Source organism: Aeromonas sp. QDB30 (genome assembly GCF_027707645.1).
Lineage (GTDB): Bacteria > Pseudomonadota > Gammaproteobacteria > Enterobacterales > Aeromonadaceae > Aeromonas > Aeromonas caviae.
In genome coordinates this window covers 13740-38921 of sequence record NZ_JAPCIY010000006.1, presented here as the reverse complement: position 1 = coordinate 38921, position 25182 = coordinate 13740, and the positions used below count along the sequence as shown (strand labels likewise).

Annotated in this window: 19 protein-coding genes; 9 read left to right on the top strand and 10 right to left on the bottom strand. The window is 62.5% G+C overall.

Going from position 1 to position 25182, the window contains the following annotated elements; all coding sequences use genetic code 11:
- Nucleotides 1–21 precede the first annotated feature (21 nt).
- Nucleotides 22–828 carry a crotonase/enoyl-CoA hydratase family protein gene (locus tag PG896_RS03050; RefSeq protein WP_270835362.1) on the bottom strand — a complete coding sequence of 269 codons (807 nt, stop codon included), beginning with the start codon at nucleotides 826–828 and terminating at the stop codon, nucleotides 22–24.
- Between the two features lie 157 nt (nucleotides 829–985).
- Here PG896_RS03050 and PG896_RS03045 point away from each other — a divergent pair, with 157 nt between their 5' ends.
- The 5 genes from PG896_RS03045 (at nucleotide 986) to PG896_RS03025 (ending at nucleotide 7283) form a co-directional block, all read left to right on the top strand.
- The gene (locus tag PG896_RS03045) at nucleotides 986–2773 is read left to right on the top strand and encodes a putative nucleotidyltransferase substrate binding domain-containing protein (protein ID WP_113977319.1); all 1788 of its coding nucleotides are present in this window, start codon (nucleotides 986–988) and stop codon (nucleotides 2771–2773) included.
- Between the two features lie 2 nt (nucleotides 2774–2775).
- On the top strand, nucleotides 2776–3402 hold the full coding sequence (locus PG896_RS03040) for a 3'-5' exonuclease (RefSeq protein WP_029314461.1): 627 nt from the start codon (nucleotides 2776–2778) through the stop codon (nucleotides 3400–3402).
- Between the two features lie 107 nt (nucleotides 3403–3509).
- Nucleotides 3510–3821 carry a DUF485 domain-containing protein gene (locus PG896_RS03035; protein ID WP_010674578.1) on the top strand — a complete coding sequence of 104 codons (312 nt, stop codon included), beginning with the start codon at nucleotides 3510–3512 and terminating at the stop codon, nucleotides 3819–3821.
- The gene (locus PG896_RS03030; RefSeq protein ID WP_010674577.1) at nucleotides 3818–5473 is read left to right on the top strand and encodes a cation acetate symporter; all 1656 of its coding nucleotides are present in this window, start codon (nucleotides 3818–3820) and stop codon (nucleotides 5471–5473) included. Before PG896_RS03035 ends, PG896_RS03030 begins: the two co-directional genes overlap by 4 nt.
- A gap of 217 nt (nucleotides 5474–5690) precedes the next feature.
- A complete protein-coding gene (locus PG896_RS03025) occupies nucleotides 5691–7283 on the top strand; it encodes an ABC-F family ATPase (RefSeq protein ID WP_010674576.1) in 1593 nt (530 codons plus the stop codon).
- Nucleotides 7284–7484: 201 nt separating this feature from the next.
- Here PG896_RS03025 and ppiD read toward each other — a convergent pair whose 3' ends face one another.
- The 6 genes from ppiD to tig all read right to left on the bottom strand — a co-directional run bounded on the left by ppiD (nucleotide 7485) and on the right by tig (nucleotide 15920).
- Nucleotides 7485–9398: a peptidylprolyl isomerase gene (ppiD, locus tag PG896_RS03020; RefSeq protein WP_042016078.1), complete on the bottom strand. Its 1914-nt coding sequence runs from the start codon at nucleotides 9396–9398 to the stop codon at nucleotides 7485–7487.
- 149 nt (nucleotides 9399–9547) lie between these two features.
- Nucleotides 9548–9820 (bottom strand): nucleoid-associated protein HU-beta, encoded by a 273-nt coding sequence (gene hupB / locus PG896_RS03015; RefSeq protein WP_005315375.1) that lies wholly within the window; start codon nucleotides 9818–9820, stop codon nucleotides 9548–9550.
- A 240-nt stretch (nucleotides 9821–10060) separates the two neighbouring features.
- On the bottom strand, nucleotides 10061–12415 hold the full coding sequence (gene lon / locus PG896_RS03010; protein WP_010674574.1) for an endopeptidase La: 2355 nt from the start codon (nucleotides 12413–12415) through the stop codon (nucleotides 10061–10063).
- Between the two features lie 139 nt (nucleotides 12416–12554).
- Nucleotides 12555–13829 (bottom strand): ATP-dependent protease ATP-binding subunit ClpX, encoded by a 1275-nt coding sequence (clpX, locus tag PG896_RS03005; RefSeq protein WP_010674573.1) that lies wholly within the window; start codon nucleotides 13827–13829, stop codon nucleotides 12555–12557.
- Nucleotides 13830–13899: 70 nt separating this feature from the next.
- The gene (clpP, locus tag PG896_RS03000; RefSeq protein WP_005324106.1) at nucleotides 13900–14523 is read right to left on the bottom strand and encodes an ATP-dependent Clp endopeptidase proteolytic subunit ClpP; all 624 of its coding nucleotides are present in this window, start codon (nucleotides 14521–14523) and stop codon (nucleotides 13900–13902) included.
- A gap of 86 nt (nucleotides 14524–14609) precedes the next feature.
- On the bottom strand, nucleotides 14610–15920 hold the full coding sequence (gene tig, locus PG896_RS02995; RefSeq protein WP_010674572.1) for a trigger factor: 1311 nt from the start codon (nucleotides 15918–15920) through the stop codon (nucleotides 14610–14612).
- 430 nt (nucleotides 15921–16350) lie between these two features.
- Here tig and PG896_RS02990 point away from each other — a divergent pair, with 430 nt between their 5' ends.
- Together PG896_RS02990 and yfbR are read left to right on the top strand one after the other, a co-directional pair.
- Nucleotides 16351–16785, top strand: a complete 435-nt coding sequence (locus tag PG896_RS02990; protein ID WP_042016081.1) for a YccF domain-containing protein — start codon at nucleotides 16351–16353, stop codon at nucleotides 16783–16785.
- An 84-nt stretch (nucleotides 16786–16869) separates the two neighbouring features.
- Complete coding sequence (yfbR, locus tag PG896_RS02985; protein ID WP_010674569.1) at nucleotides 16870–17460, top strand: 5'-deoxynucleotidase; 591 nt, start codon at nucleotides 16870–16872, stop codon at nucleotides 17458–17460.
- Between the two features lie 130 nt (nucleotides 17461–17590).
- Here the strand turns inward: yfbR and lolE are convergent, their stop codons facing one another.
- Genes lolE through PG896_RS02970 form a run of 3 tightly spaced genes read right to left on the bottom strand, consistent with a single transcriptional unit; the run spans nucleotide 17591 to nucleotide 20806 of the window.
- Nucleotides 17591–18832, bottom strand: a complete 1242-nt coding sequence (lolE, locus tag PG896_RS02980) for a lipoprotein-releasing ABC transporter permease subunit LolE (RefSeq protein ID WP_039039045.1) — start codon at nucleotides 18830–18832, stop codon at nucleotides 17591–17593.
- Nucleotides 18832–19530, bottom strand: a complete 699-nt coding sequence (gene lolD, locus PG896_RS02975; protein WP_010674567.1) for a lipoprotein-releasing ABC transporter ATP-binding protein LolD — start codon at nucleotides 19528–19530, stop codon at nucleotides 18832–18834. The genes lolE and lolD overlap by 1 nt, the downstream gene beginning before the upstream one ends.
- Before the next feature lie 40 nt (nucleotides 19531–19570).
- Nucleotides 19571–20806 carry a lipoprotein-releasing ABC transporter permease subunit gene (locus PG896_RS02970; protein ID WP_042016083.1) on the bottom strand — a complete coding sequence of 412 codons (1236 nt, stop codon included), beginning with the start codon at nucleotides 20804–20806 and terminating at the stop codon, nucleotides 19571–19573.
- A 76-nt stretch (nucleotides 20807–20882) separates the two neighbouring features.
- Between PG896_RS02970 and PG896_RS02965 the strand changes: the two genes are divergently transcribed.
- Both PG896_RS02965 and mfd read left to right on the top strand, forming a co-directional pair.
- The gene (locus tag PG896_RS02965; protein WP_042863798.1) at nucleotides 20883–21458 is read left to right on the top strand and encodes a PilZ domain-containing protein; all 576 of its coding nucleotides are present in this window, start codon (nucleotides 20883–20885) and stop codon (nucleotides 21456–21458) included.
- A 42-nt stretch (nucleotides 21459–21500) separates the two neighbouring features.
- Nucleotides 21501–24965 (top strand): transcription-repair coupling factor, encoded by a 3465-nt coding sequence (gene mfd, locus PG896_RS02960; protein WP_270835361.1) that lies wholly within the window; start codon nucleotides 21501–21503, stop codon nucleotides 24963–24965.
- Nucleotides 24966–25182: the final 217 nt, after the last annotated feature.

Genomic DNA, 25182 nt, shown 5'->3' with positions numbered 1-25182 from the left:
TGTGTTGGATGGGTGAGGGGTTCAAAGCGCGTTGCGGCGCGGTCCGAATGGCAGGCGCCAGCGAAACAGGCTGTTGAGGGTCGCCCGCCACTGGTTGGGGCGCCCCAGGATCTGCCTCTGCAACCGGGTCTCTTCCTTGAGCATGGCCTCGTCACTGCGAGCCCAGGCCTGGGTGTAGAGCTGCTTGATCCCCGCCAGCGCATCCGGCGACTTGGTGATCAGGGTCCGGGCAAAGGCCCGCGCCTCTTCCAGGGGATCCGCGCACACCCGGCTCACCAGGCCGAGGGACTTGGCTTCGCTGGCTTCCAGCTCGCGCCCGCTCATGGCAAGCTCCATGGCGGTATCCATCCCCATCAGGTTGCGCAGGGTGACGCTGCCGCTCATGTCGGGGATGATGCCCCACTTGATCTCCATCACCGAGAAGCGGCAATCCGGGGTGCTGAAGCGAAAATCGGCGCCGAGCGCTATCTGCAGGCCGCCGCCAAAACAGACCCCCTGGGTCACCGCAATCACGGGCACCGGCAGTTGATGCCAGCCATAGGCCACCCGCTGGGCCAGGTTGGTCGCCTCGTCCGCCTCGCGCTTGAGGATCTCAAGCGCCGCCACCGGCTGCCTTAGCATGGATTTCACATCCAGCCCGGCGCAGAACGCCCGCCCCTCCCCGTGCAGGATCACGGCCCGCAGCCCTTTTTGCCGGGATAGCGCGTTCAGCGTCTCGTCGATGGCGTCGAACATGGCCAGATCCAGCGCGTTGAGCTTGTCCCCCCGGCAGAGCATCACCTCGGCGATCCCCTCCTGAAACACCCATTTGACCCTTGGCTTTTCCATCTCCGTCTTCGTCCTTTGATTCAACTGGTCATACCACAACGTTACCAGAGTGTTATGGGCAGGTACAGGGAGGCCGCCCCGGGCCTGCGACTAAAGTCGGCTGGCCCGGTGGTGGAGCCTTTGTCAGACTGGCCCCATGGTCACGGTGGAGCCTCTCATGTCACTTCTGTTCAATTTTGCCCGTCCACCGTTCGACGGCCTGGACGAGGAGGCACGCCAGCGGCTCGGTCAGCACCTCAGCATCTGCTACTTTCGCGCGGGCCAGACGGTGCAGCACGCCGGGGAGGAGCCCGCCGGGCTCTACCTCATCATCAAGGGGGCCGTGGAAGAGTCTGCCCCCCATCAATCCTTTGGCGACTATGGCGAGGGGGACATGTTCGACGTCCGTGCCCAGTTTGACGGGCACTGCCGCCACCGTTTCGCCGCCCTGGAAGATACCCTCTGCCAGCTCATTCCCCGCCCCGTCTTTCTGGCCCTGTGCGACGAGCACCCCCATATCGCCCGCTACTTCACCGCCACCCTGGCGGAGCGCCAGCGGGAGCAGGAGCGGCGCGGCCAGCTCGGACAGCAGAACCTGGCAGAGTTCATCCTGACCCGCATCGCTCCCGACCATCTGCAGGCGCCGCTCATCGTGGAAAGCAGCCTCTCGCTCCTGGCCGCCACCGAGGCCATGGTGGCCAGGGGCACCGACTGCCTGCTCTATCCCGGAGCAGACGGCAGCCTGAGCCTGGCCACCCGCAAGACCCTGCTCCACGCCCTCACCCTCAAGGGATTGCCGCTCAGTGCGCCGCTGGCGGTGCTGACCCCCACCCCGCTGACGGGTCTGCCACTGGGGAGCTATCTGTTCGATGCCCTGCTGCTGATGACCCGCCACCGCATCAAGCGCCTGGTCATCTGGCAGGGGCAGGAGGTGGCAGGCATCCTGCATTTGACCCAGGTGCTCGGGCTCTTCTCCACCCACTCCCATGTGTTGACCCTGCGCATCGCCCGCGCCGACTCCCCGGCCGCCCTCGAGGCGGTCGCCCGGGAGCAGCAGCAGCTCATTCGCTCCCTGTTTGCCCAGGGGATCCACACCCTGTTCCTGATGAAGCTCATCGCCACCATCAACGAGCAGTTGATCGCCAAGGCCTTTTCCCTGGTGATCCCCGCGGCGCAGCAAGAGCAGGTGTGCCTGCTGATGCTGGGGTCGGAGGGGCGTGGCGAACAGATCCAGAAAACCGATCAGGACAATGCCCTGATCCTGCCGGATGGCCTGCCGTGGCCCACCCAGTCGGCGGATCTGGCCGCCTTCAGCGCCCTGCTGGCGCGCCTGGGTTATCCCCCTTGCCCGGGCAGGGTGATGGTCAACAACCCGGCCTGGGTGAAGCCGCTTGGCGGCTGGCTGCAAGGGATAGAGCAGGCCTGTGTGCGCGCCAGCGAAGCGGATCTGCTCTGGCTCGCCACCCTGGCAGATGCCCAGGCCATCACGGGAGATCGCGCCCGGCTCGCCCCCGTCGCCCGTCACCTGCGGGCCTGCCTCGCCGACCGGCCGGATCTGCTGGCGGAGATGGCAAGGGCCGCCGTCGCCTTTCACGCCCCCCTCACCCTCTTTGGCAGGCTGGAGCAAGCCCCGGAGGGGCTGGATCTCAAGCGGGGCGGCCTCTTCCCTCTGGTCCACGGCGTCCGGGTACTCTCCCTGGAGGCGGGGATCCTGGAGACCTCGACCACGGGGCGCATCGAGGCCCTGGTGGGCCAGGGACGCCTCAGCCGGGACTATGGCACCAATCTGGCGGAGGCCTTCCGGCTGTTCATGCGGCTTCGGCTGCGCAGCCAGTTGCAGGAGGGAGACGGACGGGTGCGGGTGGCCGACCTCGGCCCCGCAGAGCGGGATCTGCTGCGCCATGCCCTGCACCAGGTGAAGAAGTTCCAGCAATGGCTCACCTTGCACTTTCGTCTTAGGCAATAGCGATGTGGATGCACTGGCGCCGCCGCTGGCTTGGCAGGACGTTTCGGGAGGGGGAGTTTGCCCCGCTCTTTGCCCGCCCTGCTGGCGACGAGTGGGTGGCGCTGGACTTCGAGACCACCAGCCTGGATCCGGCGCTGGCGGAGATCGTCTCCATCGGGGCGGTGCGCATCCGGGGCAACCGGATAGAGACGGGCGATGCCCTTGCCATCCGGGTCCAGGCTCCCGCCAGCCTGAGCGCCGGGTCCGTGGTGATCCACGGCCTGCGCCATCAGGATCTGCAACAGGGAATGGCACTGGAGCCCGCGCTGCGCGCGCTGCTGGAGTTCATCGGCCCCCGTGAGCTGGTGGGGTATCACATCGCCTATGACCTGCGCATTCTCAACCTCGCCTGCCAACGGCTGTGGGGGCTCACCCTGCCCCAGCGCGGCATCGAGGTGAGCCGCCTCTATCACGATCACCTCTATCGCCGCTATCCCGACGCCGCCATCGATCTGCACCTGGCCGCGATCTGTCGCCATCTGGCGCTGCCAGCCCTGCCCCCCCACGACGCCCTGAGCGATGCTGTCACCGCCGCCCTTGTCTTTGTACGCCTGCATCAGGGCGGCCCGCTGGCTTATCCCAAAGTCTAATTGTTCGGAAATAACATTTAATTCACATTTTGCTTACATGGACAGCCGTGCTGTCCGGTAGGGAACCCCTCATCCACCGCTGACATTCACTGTCATGGAGAACTGCAATGGAACAGCAACCGTATCTTCGGATCCAGCAAGATCCCAACTTCCAGACACTGGTCGCCAAACGCCAGCGTTTTGCCTGGACCCTCTCCATCCTGATGCTGGGGCTCTACCTGGCGTTCATCCTGCTCATCGCCTTTGCACCGGGCTGGCTTGGCACCCCCTTGAGCGAAGGCTCCAGCATCACCCGTGGCATCCCGGTCGGGATTGGTCTCATCGTATCGGCCTTCGTGCTGACCGGTATCTACGTATTTCGTGCCAACGGCGAGTTCGACGAACTGAACCAGAAGATCCTCAAGGGAGCGCAATCATGAAAGGCAAGTTTCTGCTGCCGCTGGCAGGTCTGATCTCCACCCCCTTGCTGGCGGCCGACGCCATCAGCGGCGAGGTGCAACGCCAACCCCTCAATATCTCGGCCATCGTGATGTTCGTGATCTTCGTGGCCGCGACCCTGTTCATCACCTACTGGGCCTCCAAGCGCAACCGCTCGGCTTCCGACTACTACGCCGCCGGCGGGCGCATCACCGGCTTCCAAAACGGTCTGGCCATCGCCGGTGACTACATGTCCGCCGCCTCCTTCCTCGGCATCTCTGCCCTGGTCTACACCTCGGGCTACGACGGTCTCATCTACTCCATCGGCTTCCTGGTGGGCTGGCCCATCATCCTGTTCCTGATCGCGGAGCGGCTGCGCAACCTCGGCAAGTACACCTTTGCCGACGTGGCCTCCTACCGCCTCAAGCAGACCTCGGTGCGCAGCCTCTCCGCCAGCGGCTCCCTGGTGGTGGTCGCCCTCTACCTCATCGCCCAGATGGTCGGTGCCGGCAAGCTCATCGAGCTGCTGTTCGGCCTCCAATACCATGTGGCCGTGGTGCTGGTCGGCATCCTGATGGTGCTCTACGTGCTGTTCGGCGGCATGCTGGCCACCACCTGGGTACAGATCATCAAGGCGGTGATGCTGCTCTCCGGTGCCTCCTTCATGGCCATCATGGTGATGAAGTCCGTCAACTTCGACGTCGGTACCCTGTTCAGCGAAGCGGTCAAGGTGCATGCCAATGGTGCGGCCATCATGAGCCCGGGCGGCCTAGTCGCCGACCCCATCTCCGCCATCTCCCTTGGGCTGGCCCTGATGTTCGGTACCGCCGGTCTGCCCCACATCCTGATGCGCTTCTTTACCGTGAGCGATGCCAAGGAAGCCCGTAAATCGGTGTTCTATGCCACCGGCTTCATCGGCTACTTCTACATCCTCACCTTCATCATCGGCTTTGGCGCCATCCTGCTGGTCAGCACCAACCCGGACTTCAAGGACGCCACCGGCGCCCTGCTGGGGGGCACCAACATGGCGGCCGTCCATCTGGCCGACGCCGTGGGTGGCAGCCTGTTCCTGGGCTTCATCTCCGCCGTGGCGTTTGCCACCATACTGGCGGTCGTGGCCGGGCTGACCCTGGCGGGGGCCTCAGCGGTCTCTCACGACCTCTATGCCTGCGTCATCAAGGAAGGCAAGGCCAACGAGGCCGACGAGCTGCGTGTCTCCAAGATGACCACCCTGGTGCTGGGTGTGGTCGCCATCGGCCTTGGCATCCTGTTCGAGAAGCAGAACATCGCCTTCATGGTGGGCCTGGCCTTCTCCATCGCGGCGAGCTGCAACTTCCCGGTGCTCTTCCTCTCCATGTTCTGGTCCCGCCTGACCACCCGTGGCGCCGTCTATGGCGGCTGGCTCGGTCTCATCAGCGCCGTGACCCTGATGATCCTGGGCCCCACCGTCTGGGTGAAGGTGCTGGGTCATGCCCAGGCCATCTTCCCCTACGAATACCCGGCGCTCTTCTCCATGGGGCTGGCCTTCATCGGGATCTGGTTCTTCTCGGTCACCGACAAGTCCCAGGCAGCCTCCGACGAGCATGCGAAGTTCTTCCCGCAGTTCGTCAGATCCCAGACCGGGCTCGGTGCCTCCGGCGCCTCCGCCCACTAAGTGGCATCCCACGCATCCAAGCCGGCCCAGTGCCGGCTTTTTTCATGACCGCCCCTCGCCTCCCCTCTGCAAGAGAAGCCGGAGCCCGTTGCCGGCCTGGTCGTGAAACCTTCCCCCCCCCCCCCCCGCAATGGAGCCAGATCACAGTTCCTGCTAAAACTTTCGGGGGATCTGTGCCATAATGCGCGCCATTTGACAGACCAACCGGGACATTCCAGTGCTTTCAAGCAACAACATCACCATGCAGTTCGGCGCCAAGCCGCTGTTTGAGAACATCAGCGTCAAGTTTGGCGGCGGCAACCGCTACGGCCTCATCGGTGCCAACGGCTGTGGCAAGTCCACCTTCATGAAGATCCTCGGCGGCGATCTCGAACCCACCGGCGGCAATGTGAGCCTGGATGTCAACGAGCGCATCGGTAAGCTGCGCCAGGATCAGTTCGCCTACGAAGAGATGCGCGTACTGGACGTGGTCATGATGGGCCACACCGAGCTGTGGGCCGCCATCGCTGAACGCGATGCCATCTACGCCAACCTGGAGGCCACCGACGACGACTACATGAAGGCCGCCGAGCTGGAAGGCCTGGTCGCCGAATATGATGGCTACACCGCCGAATCCCGCGCAGGCGAGCTGCTGCTGGGTGCCGGTATTCCCATCGAGCAGCACAACGGCCCGATGAGCGAAGTGGCCCCGGGCTGGAAACTGCGGGTGCTGCTGGCGCAGGCGCTCTTCTCCAACCCCGACATCCTGTTGCTGGACGAACCGACCAACAACCTGGACATCAACACCATTCGCTGGCTGGAGCAGGTGCTCAACGATCGTGAAAGCACCATGATCATCATCTCTCACGACCGTCACTTCCTGAACTCCGTCTGCACCCACATGGCGGATCTGGACTACGGCGAGCTGCGGGTCTACCCGGGCAACTACGACGAGTACATGCTGGCTGCCACCCAGGCCCGCGAGCGCCTGCTGGCCGACAACGCCAAGAAGAAGGCCCAGATCGCCGATCTGCAATCCTTCGTCTCCCGCTTCAGCGCCAACGCCTCCAAGTCCAGCCAGGCTACCTCCCGCCTCAAGCAGATCGACAAGATCAAGATTGAGGAAGTGAAGGTCTCCAGCCGTCAGAACCCCTTCATCCGCTTCGAGCAGGACAAGAAGCTCTACCGCAACATCCTGGAGATCGAGGGCGTCTCCAAGGGTTATGGCGACGGTCCCCTGTTCAAGGGGCTCAACATGATGCTGGAAGTGGGCGAGAAGGTCGCCATCCTGGGTACCAACGGGATCGGTAAGTCCACCCTGATCAAGACGCTGGTCGGTGCCCTGGCACCGGATACCGGCACCATCAAGTGGTCCGAGAACGCCCAGATCGGCTACTACGCCCAGGATCACGCCGAAGATTTCGACACCGATCTCAATGTGTTCGACTGGATGGCACAGTGGAAGCAGGAAAACGAAGACGAACAGGCGGTGCGCTCCGTGCTGGGTCGTCTGCTCTTCTCCCAGGACGACATCAAGAAGCCGGTCAAGGTGCTCTCCGGTGGTGAACAGGGCCGCATGCTGTTCGGCAAGCTGATGATGCAGCGCCCCAACATCCTCATCATGGACGAACCGACCAACCACCTGGACATGGAATCCATCGAATCCTTGAACCTGGCGCTGGAGATGTACAAGGGCACCCTGATCTTCGTCTCCCACGACCGCGAGTTCGTCTCCTCCCTGGCGACCCGCATCCTGGAACTGACCGAAGACGGCATCCGCGACTTCGGCGGCACCTACGAGGATTACCTGCGCACCCAGGGTGTGGTGTAATCCTCCGCTTTCAAGCAAAGCGATCAGAACCGGCGCCTCGTGCGCCGGTTTTTTTATGCCTGCTGGCAACGCCGAGCGGGATGCAAACTAGGACGACGTATCCCCCCTGCGAGCGGGCAGCAGCTCTCCCTTGTGCCGCGTGCAGATAAAAAAACGGCTCCATCATGGAGCCGTTTTCACACTTGGGGCCGTGAGGCTGACTTACTCGACAGTGGCTTCCACGTCGGTGAAGTATTCGATCTTGGCCGCCTTGCGCAGCTCGTCGATCAGCGACTTGTAGTCGGCCTGTGCCTTGCCCTGACCCAGCTGACCTTGCAGCAGGCTCACCATCTGGGACGGCTCCTTGATGACGTTGACCTTGTCCAGCGCCACCACCACACGATCACCGTTGGCTTCGGTCACCAGCTCGACGCTCGGCTTGCCATCGGTCGGATGGGGCATGCGGAACGCCTGGGTCACCAGGTTCTGATCCATCTCCTGGGCGAAACGGGATACGCCGGTATGGGTATCCACTTTCAGACCCAGCGCGGTCAGGTCGGCCTGAACGTTCTCACCGGCCTTGAGCTTGTCCAGCAGACCCTGGGCCTTGCCACGGGCCACTTCACTGGCCTTGTCGTGCTTGATGGCGGTGATCACCTGCTCTTTCACCTCGGCAAGCGGCTTGGCCGCCTTCGGCTGGTGACCCATGATGTGCAGCACCAGCGCCTTGCCGTCAGCCAGCTCGATCACGTCGGAGTTGGTGTTGTCATCGCGCAGCTGTTCGGAGAATGCCACGGAGAGCACCTTGGGATCATTGAGCGGTGCCGGCGCATCGGCCTGGCTGAAATAGCCGGTGGACTGCACCTGGAGACCCATAGCTTCGGCGGTCAAGTCCAGGGAGTCCGGGTTCTCGAAGCTGCTGTCGGCCATCTTCTGCTGCTCGGCGAAGAACTGCTCCTTGGCCTTCTCAGATTGCAGACGGGCGATGGTATCGCTCATCACGTCCACGAAGGGCTTGGTCTTGGCAGGCTCGACTCCCAGCAGCTTGATGATGTGGAAGCCGAACGGGCTCTTCACCACGGCGGAGAGATCGCCAGCCTTGGCCAGCGCGAACGCGGCTTTCTCGAAGGCAGGATCCATCACCCCTTTCTCGAACCAGTCGAGCTCCCCGCCCTTCTTCGCAGAGAAGGTATCGGAGGAGTCGGCCTTGGCCAGCGCGGCGAAATCGTCACCTGCCTTGGCCTTGGCCAGCACGGCCTCGGCTTTCTGCTCGGCGGCCTTTTCATCCTTGCCAAACGGGATCAGGATGTGCGCCACCTGACGGCGCTCGGGACGCTGGAACAGATCCTGATGCTGGTCGTAGTAATCCTGGGCATCCTGCTCGGTGACCTTGATGTTCTTGCCAAGGTTCGCGGCATCGAGCAGCAGATAGTCGACCTTGACCGTCTCGTCGTTCATGAAGCGAGCGCTGTTGGCCTTGTAGAACTGCTCTACCTCGGCATCGCTCACCTCGATCCCGTCCACATAGGCGGAAGCGGCCAGACGGATCAGGCGCAGGTCACGGGTCTGGTTGTAGAGACGATCCAGTTGCTCGGCTTCACCCTTGAGGGCGAACTCCGATCCCAGCACGGCGCCCATCAATTGCTGGCGCACCATGTCCTGGCGCAGGGAGTCGCGGAACATCTCGGGGGTCATGCCGGCACGGCGAATGAGCTGCAGGTAGCGGTCATTGCTGAACTTGCCGTTCTCGGCAAACTCGGGCATGGCGACGATGGCCTGCTTGATCTGCTCATCGCTGACGCGCAGACCCAGGGAGCGGGCCTTGTCATCGATCAGCGCCTGATCGATCAGACGGTCCAGCACGCCACGGCGGAACTGTTTCATGTAATCGGGATTGGCGGCCAGCTGGTTGAAGGCCTCACCCATTTGGGATTCCATACGGGCCCGCTCATTGCGGTAGGCATTCTCCAGTGCGGGGGCACTGATGTCATTGCCGTTGACGGTGGCGGGGGCGGTACGTGCCGGGCCATTGAGGTAGCTGCCTACCCCGGCCAAGGCAAAGGAGAGGATGATCAGGCCCAAGATAACCTTGGCTACCTTGCCCTGCGCCCCTTCGCGTAGTTTATCCAACATCATGTTTGTACTTATGCTCCCGAACTCGATGGGCGTAAATAATGAAAAGGCGCACCGATTGCGATGCGCCTTGGTCAAGCAGTATGAGGGAGAGCCCTCTCACTTGTCTGGTCAGAGACCAAGGACGGTGCCGATAGATATCAGCGACCGGCTTAGTTGACCGCGTCTTTCAGGGCCTTGCCGGCTTTGAAGGCAGGAACTTTACCGGCAGCGATTTCGATGGTCGCACCAGTTTGCGGGTTGCGGCCGGAACGGGCTGCACGCTCGCGAACGGCGAAAGTACCGAAACCAACCAGAGCAACCTGGTCACCCTCTTTCAGGGCTTCGCCCACGGCATCGATGAAGGCATCCAGCGCACGGCCAGCGGCAGCTTTGGAGATATCAGCACCGTCTGCAATCTTGTCAATCAGTTGAGATTTATTCACTCTTATATTCCCCTTTTATCGAACATCGCTGCGGCGCTGATTTCCCTGGCCACAACAAGTGGAGGTTTTATAACAAGCCTCCTGATCAGTTGCAAGTGACAATCTGGCGCAAACCCGCGCCACATCACGCATTGCGACTCATCATGAGTACCCGATCGGTGGTCAAGGCTACTTCCGTTGTCCGGTGCATGCAAGCCTTAACCACCCCCCGAATGCGCCAAATTTGCGGCGCATCAACATTTACACGACAGAAACGCGTTCGAAACCTTGCGGATTGTCCTGCAACGCCAGTGCAAGCACCTCATCAATCCAGCGAACCGGATAGATTTCAAGATCTTGTTTGACGTTGGCCGGGATCTCCTCGAGGTCACGTTCGTTCTCTTTCGGGATCAGCACACGCTTGATGCCACCACGGTGGGCCGCCAGCAGTTTCTCCTTGAGACCACCGATGGGCAGCACCTCGCCACGCAGGGTGATTTCACCCGTCATGGCCACGTCGGCACGCACCGGGTTGCCGGTGAGGCTGGAGACCAGGGCGGTACACATGGCGATACCGGCGCTCGGGCCGTCTTTCGGGGTCGCCCCTTCCGGCACGTGCACGTGGATGTCGCGCTTCTCGTAGAAGTCGCCGTTGATACGCAGCTTCTCGGCACGGGCCCGCACCACCGTCATGGCCGCCTGGATGGACTCCTGCATCACGTCACCGAGGGAACCGGTGTAAGTGAGCTTGCCCTTGCCCGGCATGTTGGTGGTCTCGATGGTGAGCAGATCGCCCCCCACTTCGGTCCACGCCAGCCCGCACACCTGACCAATCTGGTTCTGGTCGGTGGCCTTGCCATAGTCAAAGCGCTGTACCCCCAGGAACTCCTTGAGGTTCTCCTGGTTGACCTGAACATGCTTGATGCTCTTGTCCAGCAGGATGCGTTTGACTGCCTTGCGACAGATTTTGGAGATTTCACGCTCCAGGCTGCGCACACCCGCCTCGCGGGTGTAGTAGCGAATCACCCCGATCAGCGCCGAATCCTCAATGGTGATCTCGGATGGCTTCAGGCCGTTGCGCTGGATCTGCTTGGCCACCAGGTGCTGCTTGGCAATGTTGAGCTTCTCGTCCTCGGTGTAACCGGACAGACGGATCACTTCCATCCGGTCCAGCAGCGGACCCGGGATGTTCATGGAGTTGGAGGTGGCCACGAACATCACGTCCGACAGGTCATAATCCACTTCCAGATAGTGATCGTTGAAGCTGCTGTTCTGCTCGGGATCCAGCACCTCCAGCAGGGCGGAAGCGGGATCGCCACGCATGTCCGAGCTCATCTTGTCGATTTCGTCGAGCAGGAACAGGGGGTTCTTCACGCCCACTTTCGCCATCTTCTGGATGAGCTTGCCGGGCATGGAGCCGATATAGGTACGACGGTGACCGCGGATCTCCGCCTCGTCACGCACCCCACCCAGGGCCATGCGCACATACTTGCGGCCGGTGGCCTTGGCGATGGACTGCCCCAGGGAGGTCTTGCCCACCCCGGGAGGCCCGACCAGGCAGAGGATGGGACCCTTGAGCTTGTTCACACGCGCCTGCACCGCCAGGTATTCGAGGATGCGATCCTTGACCTTGTCCAGGCCATAGTGATCTGCATCCAGCACCTCCTGGGCCTTGCCCAGGTCTTTCTTGACCTTGGAGCGGGCCTTCCAGGGCACCTGCACCATCCAGTCCACATAGCTGCGCACCACGGTGGCTTCCGCCGACATGGGGGACATCATCTTGAGCTTGGCGAGCTCGGCCTGGGCCTTCTCGCGGGCATCCTCCGGCATCCCGGCCTCTTCAATCTTGCGATTGAGGGCTTCGAATTCATCCGGGCTGTCTTCCAGCTCACCCAGCTCTTTCTGGATGGCCTTCATCTGCTCGTTGAGGTAATACTCCCGCTGGCTCTTCTCCATCTGCTTCTTGACCCGGGAGCGGATGCGTTTCTCGACCTGCAACAGGTCGATCTCCGACTCCATCATGGCCATCAGAAACTCGATGCGCTCGGACACGGAGGCGATTTCCAGCACCTTCTGCTTGTCTTCGAGCTTGAGCGGCATGTGGGCAGCCATGGTATCGGCCAGGCGCGCCGCATCGTCAATCGCCGAAATCGAGGTGAGTACCTCGGGCGGGATCTTCTTGTTGAGCTTGATGTAACCTTCGAACTGGCCGATGGCAGAGCGCACCAGCACGTCCTGATCCTTCTCCTCGATGGGGGCGGACGCGATGTACTGGGCCTCCCCGACAAAGAAGTCGCGATCGTCGATCATCCGCTCAAGGCGGGCACGCTGGCCCCCCTCCACCAGCACCTTGACGGTGCCGTCCGGCAGCTTGAGCATCTGCAGAATATTGGCCACTGTCCCGACGGAGAAAATTTCCTCCACCGTCGGTTCGTCAGTCGACGCATCCTTCTGGGCCACCAGCAGGACTTTCTTGTCCTGCTCCATGGCCGCTTCCAGACAGCGAATGGATTTTTCCCGCCCCACAAAGAGTGGAATGACCATGTGGGGATAGACCACCACGTCACGAAGAGGCAGGACGGGAATCTCGATGCGTTCTGAACGCTCTAGGTTCATATATGTCCTCTCGGCTTGTTATACCGTTGGCAAAGGCTTGGCTGAGTATATGGGGGCGCAAAGATGAGATTCAATCGCCTTGGCCGTAAAAAGCATGAAAGGGGCAAAAAGCCCCTTTATGTGATTAAAAATCAGACAGTTACTCTGAGGCTGCGGCCTGAGTCTCGGGATTGTCGTAGATCATCAGAGGCGCGGAGTCCCCCTTGATCACCGTCTCGTCGATCACCACCTTGCTGACCCCTTTCAGGGAGGGCAGGTCATACATGGTGTCAAGCAGCACGGCCTCGACAATGGAACGCAGACCCCGGGCACCGGTTTTGCGCTCCATGGCCTTGCGGGCAATGGCATTGAGCGCGTCGTCACGAAACTCCAGCTCCACCTCTTCCAGGGCAAACAGCGCGGCATACTGCTTGGTCAGCGCGTTCTTCGGCTCTTTCAGGATCTGGATGAGGGCAGCCTCGTCAAGCTCGGTCAGGGTCGCGACCACCGGCAGACGACCGATGAACTCGGGGATGAGACCGTACTTGATGAGATCTTCCGGCTCCACCTTGGCAAAGTTCTCGCTCAGGGTTGCCTTGGCATTCTTGGATTTCACCTCGGCGCCAAAACCGATGCCGGTGCCCTTGACGGAGCGCTGCTCAATCACCTTGTCCAGCCCCGCGAAGGCACCACCACAGATGAAGAGGATCTTGGAGGTATCGACCTGCAAAAACTCCTGCTGCGGGTGCTTGCGACCGCCCTGGGGGGGCACGGAGGCGATGGTGCCTTCGATCAGTTTCAGCAGGGCCTGCTGCACCCCTTCCCCGGAGACGTCGCGGGTGATGGAGGGGTTGTCCGACTTGCGGGAGATCTTGTCGATCTCGTCGATGTAGACGATACCGCGCTGGGCCTTCTCCACGTCGTAGTCGCACTTTTGCAGCAACTTCTGGATGATGTTCTCCACGTCCTCGCCCACGTAACCGGCTTCGGTCAGGGTGGTTGCATCGGCCATGGTGAAGGGCACATCCAGCAGACGAGCCAGGGTCTCGGCCAGCAGGGTCTTACCGCTGCCGGTGGGGCCAATCAGCAGGATGTTGGATTTGCCCAGCTCCACGCCACCGGACTCGCTGCCGCTGCGAAGACGCTTGTAGTGGTTGTAGACAGCCACTGCCAGCACCTTCTTGGCGTACTCCTGACCGATCACGTAGTCGTCCAGATGGGCGCGGATTTCATGAGGGGTCGGCAGCTCGCTACCATCGCGCTTGGGAGAGATCTCGCGGATCTCCTCGCGGATGATGTCGTTGCACAGCTCGACACACTCATCACATACGTAGACGGAAGGGCCAGCGATCAGCTTGCGCACTTCATGCTGGCTTTTGCCGCAGAAAGAGCAATACAGCAGCTTGTCGCCCTCACCCTTGCGTTTCTCTGTCATTCAGCGACCTCGTTTTATCAATAGAGGATGGATCGTCCTGTTGAGTTTACAACAGGACGGGGTACCCTGCTCAGCCGCGCTGGCTCAGGATGCCGTCAACCAGACCATAGGCAACGGCCTGCTCGGCGGACATGAAGTTGTCACGGTCGGTGTCGCGCTCGATGGTGGCCATGTCCTGACCGGTATGGAACGCCAGACGATCGTTCAGGGTATTCTTGATTTTCAGGATCTCCTGGGCATGGATCTGGATGTCAGAAGCCTGCCCCTGGAAGCCGCCCAGCGGCTGGTGGATCATCACTCGGGCATTGGGCAGGCAGAAACGCTTGCCCTTGGCGCCACCGGCCAGCAGGAAGGCCCCCATGGAGCAGGCCTGCCCCATGCAGACGGTGCTCACGTCCGGCTTGATGAACTGCATGGTGTCATAGATGGACATACCCGCAGTGACGGCACCACCCGGCGAGTTGATGTAGATGCTGATGTCCTGATCCGGGTTCTCGGACTCCAGGAACAGCAGCTGGGCCACCACCAGGTTCGCCATGTGATCCTCGACCTGACCGGTCAGGAAGATCACCCGCTCTTTCAGCAGACGGGAATAGATGTCGTAGGAACGCTCCCCTTTCGCGGTTTGCTCTACCACCATCGGGATGAGCGCATTGCGTGGGGATTCAGTCACATCGTTATAGTTCTTGTACATAAGGCATTGTCCCTAAAATAAAATGGCCCGAGTGGAGATCACACGAGCCATTATACTTAACAGTTTTGACCTTAAGTCAAATGTTCTTAGGCAGCGGCACCAGACTTGTTGATCACTTCGTCGAAGGCAACTTCTTTCTCGGTGACTTGCGCCTTGGACAGGATCAGATCGATGGCTTGATCTTCAATGGCCAGGTTGCGCACGCCGTTCAGCATCTGCTCATTCTGCTGATAGTACTCGATCACTTCTTTCGGATCTTCGTAGGCAGTGGCCATGGACTCGATGATGCTGGTCACACGGGCGTCGTCAGCCTTGATCTCGTTGGTGCGGATGACGTCACCCAGCAGCAGACCAACGCGGACACGGCGCTCGGCCTGGGCCTGGAACAGCTCGGCCGGCAGCTCGGGGGCGTTGCCGCCCTGGAAGCCACCGAAGCGCTGCAGAGCCTGCTGACGCAGGGTGTCGATTTCCTGGGCAACAGCAGCCTTCGGCAGATCGATCTGGTTGGCTTCAACCAGTCCGTTCAGTACCTGCTCTTTCACGCTGTTTTTCAGGGCCTGGGCCAGTTCGCGCTCCATGTTCTTGCGCACTTCTGCCTTCAGCTCTTCAACGCTGCCGCTCTCGATGCCGAAACGCTTGACGAACTCTTCGGTCAGCTCGGGCAGCACCTGCTCTTCAACCTTGTGCAGCTTGGAGGCAAACTTGGCAGCCTTGCCCTTCAGGGCTTCGGCGTGGTAGTCAGCCGGGAAAGTCACCTCGATGGTGAACTCGTCGCCCGCTTTCTTGCCCAGGATGGCGTCTTCGAAGCCCGGGATCATGCGGCCAGCGCCCAGTTCCAGAGTGAAGCCTTCAGCCTTGCCACCGTCGAACTCTTCACCGTCGATGGAACCGACGAAGTCCATGGTCACACGCATGCCATTGGCGGCAGCCACAGCGGCTTCAGTCCAGGTGGCGTGCTGCTTGCGCAGGGTGTCGATCATGTTTTCCAGGTCGCTGTCCTTCACGGTGGCAACCGGCTTCTCGACCTTGATGCTCTCCAGACCGGCAACTTCGAACTCCGGATACACTTCGAAAGTGGCGGTGAATTCGAAATCCTGACCTTCTTTGATCTCTTTCGGATCCATGGTCGGGGCGCCAGCCGGGCTCAGTTTGTTCTCGATGATGGCCTTGATGAAGTTGTTCTGCATCATTTCATCGGCAACGCGGGCGTGAGCCATGGCACCGAACATCTTCTTGATGATGGCAACCGGAGCCTTGCCAGGACGGAAACCGTCGATGCGACGGGTTTTGGCCAGGCCATTCAATTCTTTGCGCACGGCGGCGTCAACGGTAGCGGCCGGTACAGTGATGGTAAGACGGCGTTCCAGACCCTGGGTTGTCTCTACAGAAACTTGCATTCTTTTACCTCGTTCAACTCAGCACTGCGTGCTGACCCTTTATTGCCCCCGGGCAAGCCCGGAGTCTTCCTGTTTATAAAGACAACGACTGTCTTTGTGATGAGAAAATATGACGCGACATTATAGCGGCGTGCAGTGGTCGCGTCGAGCCGCACATCCCCCATCCGGGGCACAGACAGCACAATTTGCGCAAGACTCTCTCCTATATGGGGAAGCCTTGCACCGAGTTCAAGCATTCCATCCGCAATAATTTGCACTGGCTCACTCTTTTTCACGGCGAACGGGCCATTTTGATCGCCATCCGCCGCCAATCAGGCACAAAAATGGCGTGCTGCGACCCAAATTGTCCACCTTCTCGCCTGTGCCATTGCGTCCCCCGGCAGGGCTCGCTATGGTGACAACCAATTTACGTGCTGCTGGAGTCACCCACATGTCCTTTTTCCGCTTCTTGTTCAATCTGCTCTGGTTCGTGCTGGGAGGCGTCTTCATGGGGCTGGCCTGGTGGCTGGCGGGGCTGCTCTGCTTCATCTCCCTCATCGGGATCCCCTGGGGACGCGCCTGCTTCGTCATCGGCACTTTCACCTTCTTCCCGTTTGGCAAGCAGGCGGTGAGCCGCAAGAGCATGACGGGCCAGAGCGACATCGGCACCGGCGCCCTGGGGCTGATTGGCAACATTCTCTGGTTTGTGCTCATCGGGGTCTGGCTGGCCATCGGCCACATCGCCTCGGCGCTGGCCTGTTTCGTCACCATCGTCGGCATCCCGTTCGGCATCCAGCACCTCAAGCTGGCCCTCATCAGCCTGGCCCCCATCGGCCAGATGATAGTGACCAACCACGAGGCCGAATCGGGCCGCTACATCCGCTGACGGCCCATCTCAGGCTATCCTTGCGGGTGGAAAAAAGGGCAGACTAGGGTCTGCCCTTTTTCATTGCCCCATTCGAGGTCTTCCATGCTGCCCAGCCATTTTTTTGCCAACCTCGCCCGTATGCGCCTCATCTACCGCTGGCCCCTGATGCGCAACATCCAGCCCGAAAACATCGCCGAGCACAGCCTGCAGGTCGCCATGGTGGCCCACGCCCTCGGTCTTATCAGCAATCGCCTGTTCGGCGCTCAGGTGGATGCAGACCGGGCCGCCGTCATGGCCCTCTACCACGACAGCAGCGAGGTGCTGACCGGGGATCTGCCCACCCCGGTCAAGTACTTCAATCCCGAAATCGCCCGCGAATACAAGAAGATTGAGCTTGCCGCCGAGCAGCGCCTGCTGGGGATGTTGCCGCCTGAGCTGGTCGAGGACTTTCGCCCCCTGCTCGACTCCGGCGCCCAGGACGAGGCCCTCACCAGCCTGGTGAAGGATGCAGACACCCTCTGCGCCTACACCAAGTGTCTGGAGGAGCTGAGCGTCGGCAACCGGGAGTTCGAGCCCGCGCGAAAGCGCCTCGAGCAGATGCTGGACGCCAGGATGAACCCCGCCATGCGCTACTTCATCGATGTCTTCGTGGGGAGTTTTTCACTGCCTCTCGATGAGTTGAATGCCCATTGATGCCATCAACACGGCACCGGGCATCATCTCCTCCTGCGTATTGCCCCGATAACCGCCACGTCGGGGGTTTCCCCACAAAAGAGTGACAATAAAAAGGGCCCCGCAGGGCCCTTTATCACATCCATGGGCATCAATGCCCCAGTTCCCGGGACGGCACCAGGCCGCTCGCCCGCCAGGCAGGATAGAGGGTCGCCACCAGGCTCATCAGGATGGCGGCGCCGGTCACGATGAGCAAATCCTGCATGTGCAGCTCGGTCGGCAGGAAGTCGATGAAGTAGATGTCGGGATTCAGGAAACGGTGCCCGATCACCCCTTCGATGGCGCTCAGGATCTGGGTCAGCTTGCTGGAGAGCAGGCCGCCCAGCAGGGCGCCGAGCAAGGCTCCCGCCACCCCGTTCACCATCCCCTGGATGACGAAGGTAAGCCGGATCTGGCCCGGGCTCGCCCCCATGGTCTTCAAGATGGCAATCTCGCTGCGCTTCTCGTTCACCGCCATCACCAGGGTGGAGACGATGTTGAAGCAGGCCACCGCCACCACCATCAGCATCACCACGTACATCACGGTGCGCACCATCTGGATGTCCTGATAGAGATAGCCCTGACGGCTCATCCAGCTGCTGATATAGACGTAGTGCGGGAATTTCTGGGCCGCCGCCACCGTGATGGACTGGGCCTTGAGCACGTCGCTCACCTTGAGGCTGAACCCCTCCACCGCGCTGCCCATGCCGGTGATGGCCTGGGCGTCCGCCAGGTGCATGAAGCCGAGCAGGCCGTCGAGCTGGCCGCCGATCTCGAGCAGCCCCACCACGGTGAGCGCCTCCCGTTTCGGGTTCTTGATGCCGGCGGCATCCCCCGCCTGGGGCAGCAGCAGGGTGACGGTGTCCCCTGTCTTGACCCCCAGCTTGTCGGCGATGATCTTGCCGAGGATGACCCCGTGTTCACCCGCCTGCAGCTCGCGAAGGCCCCGACCCGTCATGAAGTTGCCCGCATCGGAGAGATTGGCTTCCAGCTCCGGCAGCACCGCACGCAGCTGGACCCCCTTGAGGGCGGAGCCGTGCTCCAGCAGGCCGTCCAGGCGAATGACGGGGGCAGCCGCCTCCACCCCGGGCTGGGCCAGCAGGTAGTCCCTGAGCCTCGGCCAGTCAGGCAGCGGCGCTTCCATGCCGATGAGCTCGCCGTGGGGGACCACGGAGAGCACCCGGTTCTTGAGCTCCCGCTCGAACCCGTTCATGGCGGAGAGGCCAAGAATGAGGGCCATCACCCCGAGGGCGATGCCGATGAGGGAGGAGGCCGAAATGAAGGCGATGAAGCCGTTGCGGCGGCGGGAGCGGCTGTAACGCAGGCCCAGGAACAGGGGCAGCGGCTTGAACATCAGGCGACCTCCGCCATGATGCCGCTCACCAGGGTGACCCGGCGGTGGAGCTTGGCCGCCAGGCTCAAGTCATGGGTCACCACCACGAACGCGGTGCCAAGCTCGCGATTGAGCTCGCACAAGAGCTCATAGACGGCGGTGGCGCTGGCATGATCCAGGTTGCCGGTGGGCTCGTCCGCCAGCACCAGGCTGGGTTCGTTGACCAGGGCACGGGCGATGGCCACCCGCTGGCGCTCGCCACCGGAGAGCTCGGACGGTCTGTGGTTGAGACGGTGGGAGAGCCCCACCCGCCCCAGCATCTTGCTCGCCTTCTCGGTGGCGCTGGCCACCGACTCACCGGCGATCAGCAGCGGCATGGCCGCATTTTCCAGCGCGCTGAATTCCGAGAGCAGGTGGTGGAACTGGTAAACGAAACCCAGCTCCTGGTTGCGAAACCTCGCCTGGGTGCGGCTGTCCCAGCCATGGATGTCCTGCCCCTTGAACAGCACGGCGCCGCTGGAAGGGTTGTCCAGCGCCCCCATCAGGTGCAGCAGGGTAGTCTTGCCGGAGCCCGAGCTCCCCACCACCGCCAGCATCTCCCCGGGGGCGACGTCCAGCTCGATCCCCTTGAGTACCTGGGTCTCCAGATTGCCCTCTTTGTAGACATGATTGAGGGCCTGGCAGCGCAGCAGCGGCTCGCAGGAGACGGATTGATTCATAACGGGGGCTCCACTTGCACCAGTAACAACAGAAGATGAATTATTCATAACGCAGCGCCTCCGCCGGTTTGACCCGGGCCGCGCGGGAGGCCGGGTAAAGGGTGGCACTGAAGCTGAGCAGCACGGCGCCCAGCAAAATGGTCATGACCTGGGCCGGCTCGACGATGACCGGCAGACCGCTGCCCCCTGCCGCCATATAGAGGTTGAGCCCAAGGGCATTGAGCAGAGGATTGAGGCCAAAGCAGAGCGCCAGCCCCGCCAACCCCCCGAACAGGGCGCCGATGACGCCGCTCGACGCCCCCAGCACCATGAAGATCTTGACGATGCCGGATTCGCTCATGCCCATGGTACGCAGGATGGCCACCTCCCCTTCCTTGTCGGTGACCACCATCACCAGGGCGGAGAGGATGTTGAAGGTGGCGACCGCGATGATCAGCACCAGCATCAGCCCCATCATCCGTTTTTCCATGGCCACCGCCTGGAACAGCTCGCCGCGCTCGCGGCGCCAGTCCTGCCACTCCAGCCCATCCGGCAACGTGGTCTTCACCACCTCGTCGGCGGCGAAGGGATCGTCCAGCCAGAGGCGGATGCCGCCCACCTTGTCTGCGGGCAGGCGCAGCATGCGCTGGGCATCCCCGAGGGCAATCAGGGCCACCTGGCTGTCCACGTCGGCGCCGACCCCGAAGATGCCGGAGACGGTGAAAAGACGCTGGGCCGGCACTCGGCCAAAGGGGGTAAAGCGGGTACCTTCGGTCAGGATGAGACGCACCTGGTCGCCGATAGAGACCTTGAGTCGGCTGGCCACCCCCTGCCCCAGCACGATGTGGTATTCACCGGCCTGCAGGCTGTCAAGGCGCCCTCCCAGCATCTGGGCGTGCAGGATGTCATCCTTGGGCCAGCGGGCGGGATCGATCCCCTGCACGCTCACGCCGGTGAGCTGGCCCGGGCTTTGCAGCATGCCTTCGCTGTCGAGCATGGGGGCCGTGGCCACCACGTGGGGCAAGCGGGCCAGGTCGGGCAGACCTTCGGGCTCGGCCTCGATGCGTCCGGCCTGATTGGTCACCACCACATGGGGGATCACCCCGAGGATGCGCCCCTTGAGCTGGCCTTCGAACCCGTTCATCACCGAGATCACCACCATCAGGGCGGCGACCCCGATGGCGATGCCAAAGGTGGAGAACAGGGAGATAAAGGAGACGAAGCGGTTACTGCGTCGCGAGCCTGCATAACGCAGGCCGATGGCCAGCGACAGTGGCTGAAAAAGTCCGGTCTTCAAGGATATCTACGTTGCCAACGAAATAAGATACCGGATAATAAAGGGAAACCGTCTATGACAACAAGGGATAGCCTCCATGCAGGAACAGTTCTTCAGCGTCACCCATGCCACGCCGGTCAATGTGATCCCCATGCCGGCCGACTTTCGTCTGCCGACGCTGGAGGCCCTGGAGGCCGAGTTGCCCGAGCCGTTTCGCATCGCCTCCGCCATCACCTCCATCGATCTGGTGAGCAGCCGGTTGCTGCGCAGCCAGAACGAGTCCATGCACGATCTGGTGGAGATCATCAACCAGCAGTCCCGCAAGATCGACATGATCATGGGCTATGTGCTGGCGGCCCAGGATCACCCCGAGCACCGCTTCCACACCCTGCGCTTTGGCGCCGGGCAGCTCACCTACCTGCACCCCCACCAGGGGCACGGGGAGGCCCCCGCCCTGCACCAGATAGTGCGGCTCAAGATCTTCCTGCGGGAAGAGGCCTCCGCCGTCTACTGCTACGGCGAGGTCGTGCAGCGGGACGCCGGAGAGCATGGCACCCACGTGGTGCTCGACTACGTGCGCATCCGCGAGGATGACCGGGAGCTGCTGGTGCGCGCCAGCCTGCATGTGCAGTCGAAACAGCTCAAGCTGCGTGCCCAGGAACGTCAGCGCTAACCCAGGTCCATGTCAAAAGAACGCCAACAGTAAAAGACTCCGATGATGCCAATGACCCTCCCCGCCTTGCCCGCCAAAGCGGGCCAGAAGACAACGTTCGGCCAGCTGGTCGGCAGCAGCCTGGCTCTGGTTGCCGCCCGCCTCACCCGGGAAGCCCGAAGACCCGTCCTGCTGGTCACCGCCGATACCCCGAGCGCCCTGCGCCTTGAACAGGAACTGGGGTTCCTGCTGGCGGATCAGGATTGCCCGGTGCTGCTGTTCCCGGACTGGGAGACCCTGCCCTTCGACAGCTTCTCTCCCCACCAGGACATCATCTCCCAGCGCCTCGAGACCCTCTACCAGTTGCCGCAGATGCGCCACGGCGTGCTCATCGTGCCCATCTCCACCCTGATGCTGCGCACGGCGCCCCAGGCTTATCTCGACAAATACAGCCTGATGGTCACAAGCGGCCAGCGCCTCAACCTGCAGCAGCTGCGCGGGCGTCTGGCGCAGGCGGGCTACGTGGCGGTGGAACAGGTGCTGGAGCACGGCGAATTCGCCGCCCGCGGCTCCCTGCTGGATCTCTTCCCCATGGGGAGCAGCCGCCCCTATCGCATTGATTTTTTCGATGACGAGGTGGACTCCATCCGCCCGTTCGATCCCGAGACCCAGCGCTCCAGCGAGCCGGTGAAGTCGGTGAGCCTCCTGCCCGCCCGGGAATTTCCCACCGACGAGGGGGCCATCGAGCTGTTTCGTGGCCAGTATCGCGAACAGTTCGAGATCTCCCGGGCCGAGGGCTCCGTCTATCAGGAGGTGAGCAAGGGGCGCTGGCCCGCCGGCATCGAATACTACCTGCCGCTCTTCTTCAACCAGACCGCCAGCCTGTTTGACTACCTGCCAGGCAACACCCTGCTGCTCACCGTGGGGGAGATCTACCCCGCGGCCCAGCGCTTCTGGAACGACATCGGCCAGCGCTATGAAGACAGGCGCTGGGACAACACCCGTCCCCTGCTGCCGCCCCAGCAGATCTATCTGCCGGTGGAGCAGCTCTTCGCCGCCCTCGGGGACTATGGCGCCGTGCGTCTGCAGGAGGCGACCGTTGACGGCGGAGCGGATCAGCACGATCTGCCCCTCGCCCCCCTGCCGGATCTGCAGCTCGACCACAGCAAGGAGCAACCCCTGCTGGCCCTTGACGGCTTCCTGCAAGGCTTTGCCGGGCGCACCCTGTTTGCGGTGGAGTCCGAGGGGCGGCGCGAGGGGCTCGGGGATCTGCTCGCACGGATCAACCTGCAACCCCGGGAGTTTGCCTCCCTCGACGCCTTCCTCTCGAGCGATGAGCGCCACGGGCTGCTGGTCTGCCCCCTGGAGCGGGGCTTCCTGCTGCAAGAGCCCGGCCAGACGCCCCTTGCCCTCATCACCGAAGCCGAGCTGCTCGGCGGCAAGATCCGCAGCAAGCGCCAGCGGGACAAGAACAAGAACCTGAGCTCGGATGCGGTGATCCGAAACCTGGGCGAGCTGACCCAGGACCAGCCGGTGGTGCACCTGGATCACGGGGTCGGTCGCTACCTGGGGCTCGAGACCATAGACGCAGGCGGCCTGCCCACCGAGTTTCTGACCTTGGAATACGCCGGCGGCGACAAGCTGTTCGTGCCGGTCACCAGTTTGCACCTGATCAGCCGCTACACCGGCTCCGACAACCCGCCCAGCCACAAGCTCGGCGGCGAGGCCTGGGTCAAGGCGCGGCGCAAGGCGGCGGAAAAGGTGCGGGACGTGGCGGCCGAGCTGCTGGATGTCTATGCCATGCGGGCAGCCCGTCACGGTTTTGCCTTCAAACACGACCGGGAGGCCTACCGCCAGTTTGCCGCGAGCTTCCCGTTCGAGGAGACCGAGGATCAGCTCAACGCCATCAATGCGGTGCTCGGCGACATGTGCCAGGCCAAGAGCATGGACAGGCTGGTGTGCGGCGACGTGGGCTTTGGCAAGACCGAAGTGGCGATGCGGGCGGCCTTTGTGGCCGTGCACGGCGGCAAGCAGGTGGCGGTGCTGGTGCCCACCACCCTGCTCGCCCAGCAGCACTACGACAACTTCCGCGACCGCTTCGCCAACTGGCCGGTGCGGGTGGAGGTGCTGAGCCGCTTCCGCTCCGCCAAGGAGCAGAGCGCGGTGATGAAGGAGATGGCCGAGGGCAAGGTGGACATCATCATCGGCACCCACAAGCTGCTCGGCGCCGAGCTCACCTTCAAGGATCTGGGGCTGCTCATCGTCGACGAGGAGCACCGCTTCGGGGTGCGCCAGAAGGAGAAGATCAAGGCGCTGCGCGCCGACGTGGATATCCTCACCCTCACCGCCACCCCCATTCCCCGCACCCTCAACATGGCCATGTCCGGCATGCGGGATCTCTCCATCATCGCCACCCCGCCCGCCAAGCGGCTCGCCATCAAGACCTTCGTGCGCCAGCACGAACCTGCGGTGGTGCGTGAGGCGGTACTGCGGGAATTGAAGCGTGGCGGCCAGGTCTACTACCTGCACAACGACGTGGAGAGCATCGAGAAGTGCGCCGCCGATCTTGCCGAGCTGGTGCCGGAGGCGCGCATCGGCATCGCCCACGGCCAGATGCGCGAGCGGGAGCTCGAGCGGGTGATGTCGGACTTCTACCACCAGCGCTTCAACCTGCTGGTCTGCACCACCATCATCGAGACCGGCATCGACGTGCCGAGCGCCAACACCATCATCATGGACCGGGCGGATCACCTTGGCCTGGCCCAGCTGCACCAGCTGCGGGGCCGGGTCGGGCGCTCCCACCACCAGGCCTATGCCTACCTGCTCACCCCCCATCCCAAGCTGATGACCAAGGATGCGGCCAAGCGGCTGGAGGCCATCGCGTCCCTCGAAGATCTCGGTGCCGGCTTTGCGCTCGCCACCCACGATCTGGAGATCCGGGGCGCGGGCGAGCTGCTGGGCGACGATCAGAGCGGCCAGATCGAATCGGTGGGCTTCACCCTCTACATGGAGATGCTGGAGCAGGCGGTGGAGGCGCTCAAACATGGCAAGGAGCCGTCGCTGGAGCAGCTCATGAGCCAGCACACCGAAGTGGAGCTGCGTCTGCCCGCCTTGCTCCCGGACGACTACATCCCGGACGTCAACATGCGCCTCTCCATGTACAAGCGCATCGCCAGTGCCGCCGACGAGCAGGAGCTGCGGGAGCTCAAAGTGGAGCTCATCGATCGCTTCGGCCTCTTGCCGGAGCCGACCAAGACGCTGATGGAGCTGGCCGCCTTCCGCCAGCGCGCCACGGCGCTGGGCATTCGCCGGGTGGAGATGAGCGAGCGCGGCGGCTATCTGGACTTTACCCAGGAAACCCGCGTCAACCCGGCCTATCTGGTCAAGCTGCTCTCCGAGCAGCCGCGCATCTACAAGATGGACGGGCCGACCCGGCTGCGCTTCCAGGTCCCGACCCAGGACAGGGCCATGCGCCTCAAACTGGTGGACGGCCTGCTGGCGGATCTCGCCCGCCATGCCACCCCCTGAGGGGAAGCATGACGTCAGCAGGGCGCGACCTGCCGCCTACAACAACGGGAGCCCCAGGGCTCCCGTTTCGTTGCTGGCAAGGGGCGGCATCTCGCCCCCGGCCCGCCTTCTTGCCTCCCGATGCCTCGGTTCGCCCTCCTGGCAGCACCATTTTGCCGCCGAATCCATCTGTTGATACGATGCATTGAGTCATAACTCATCTGAAAAACAGATGGAT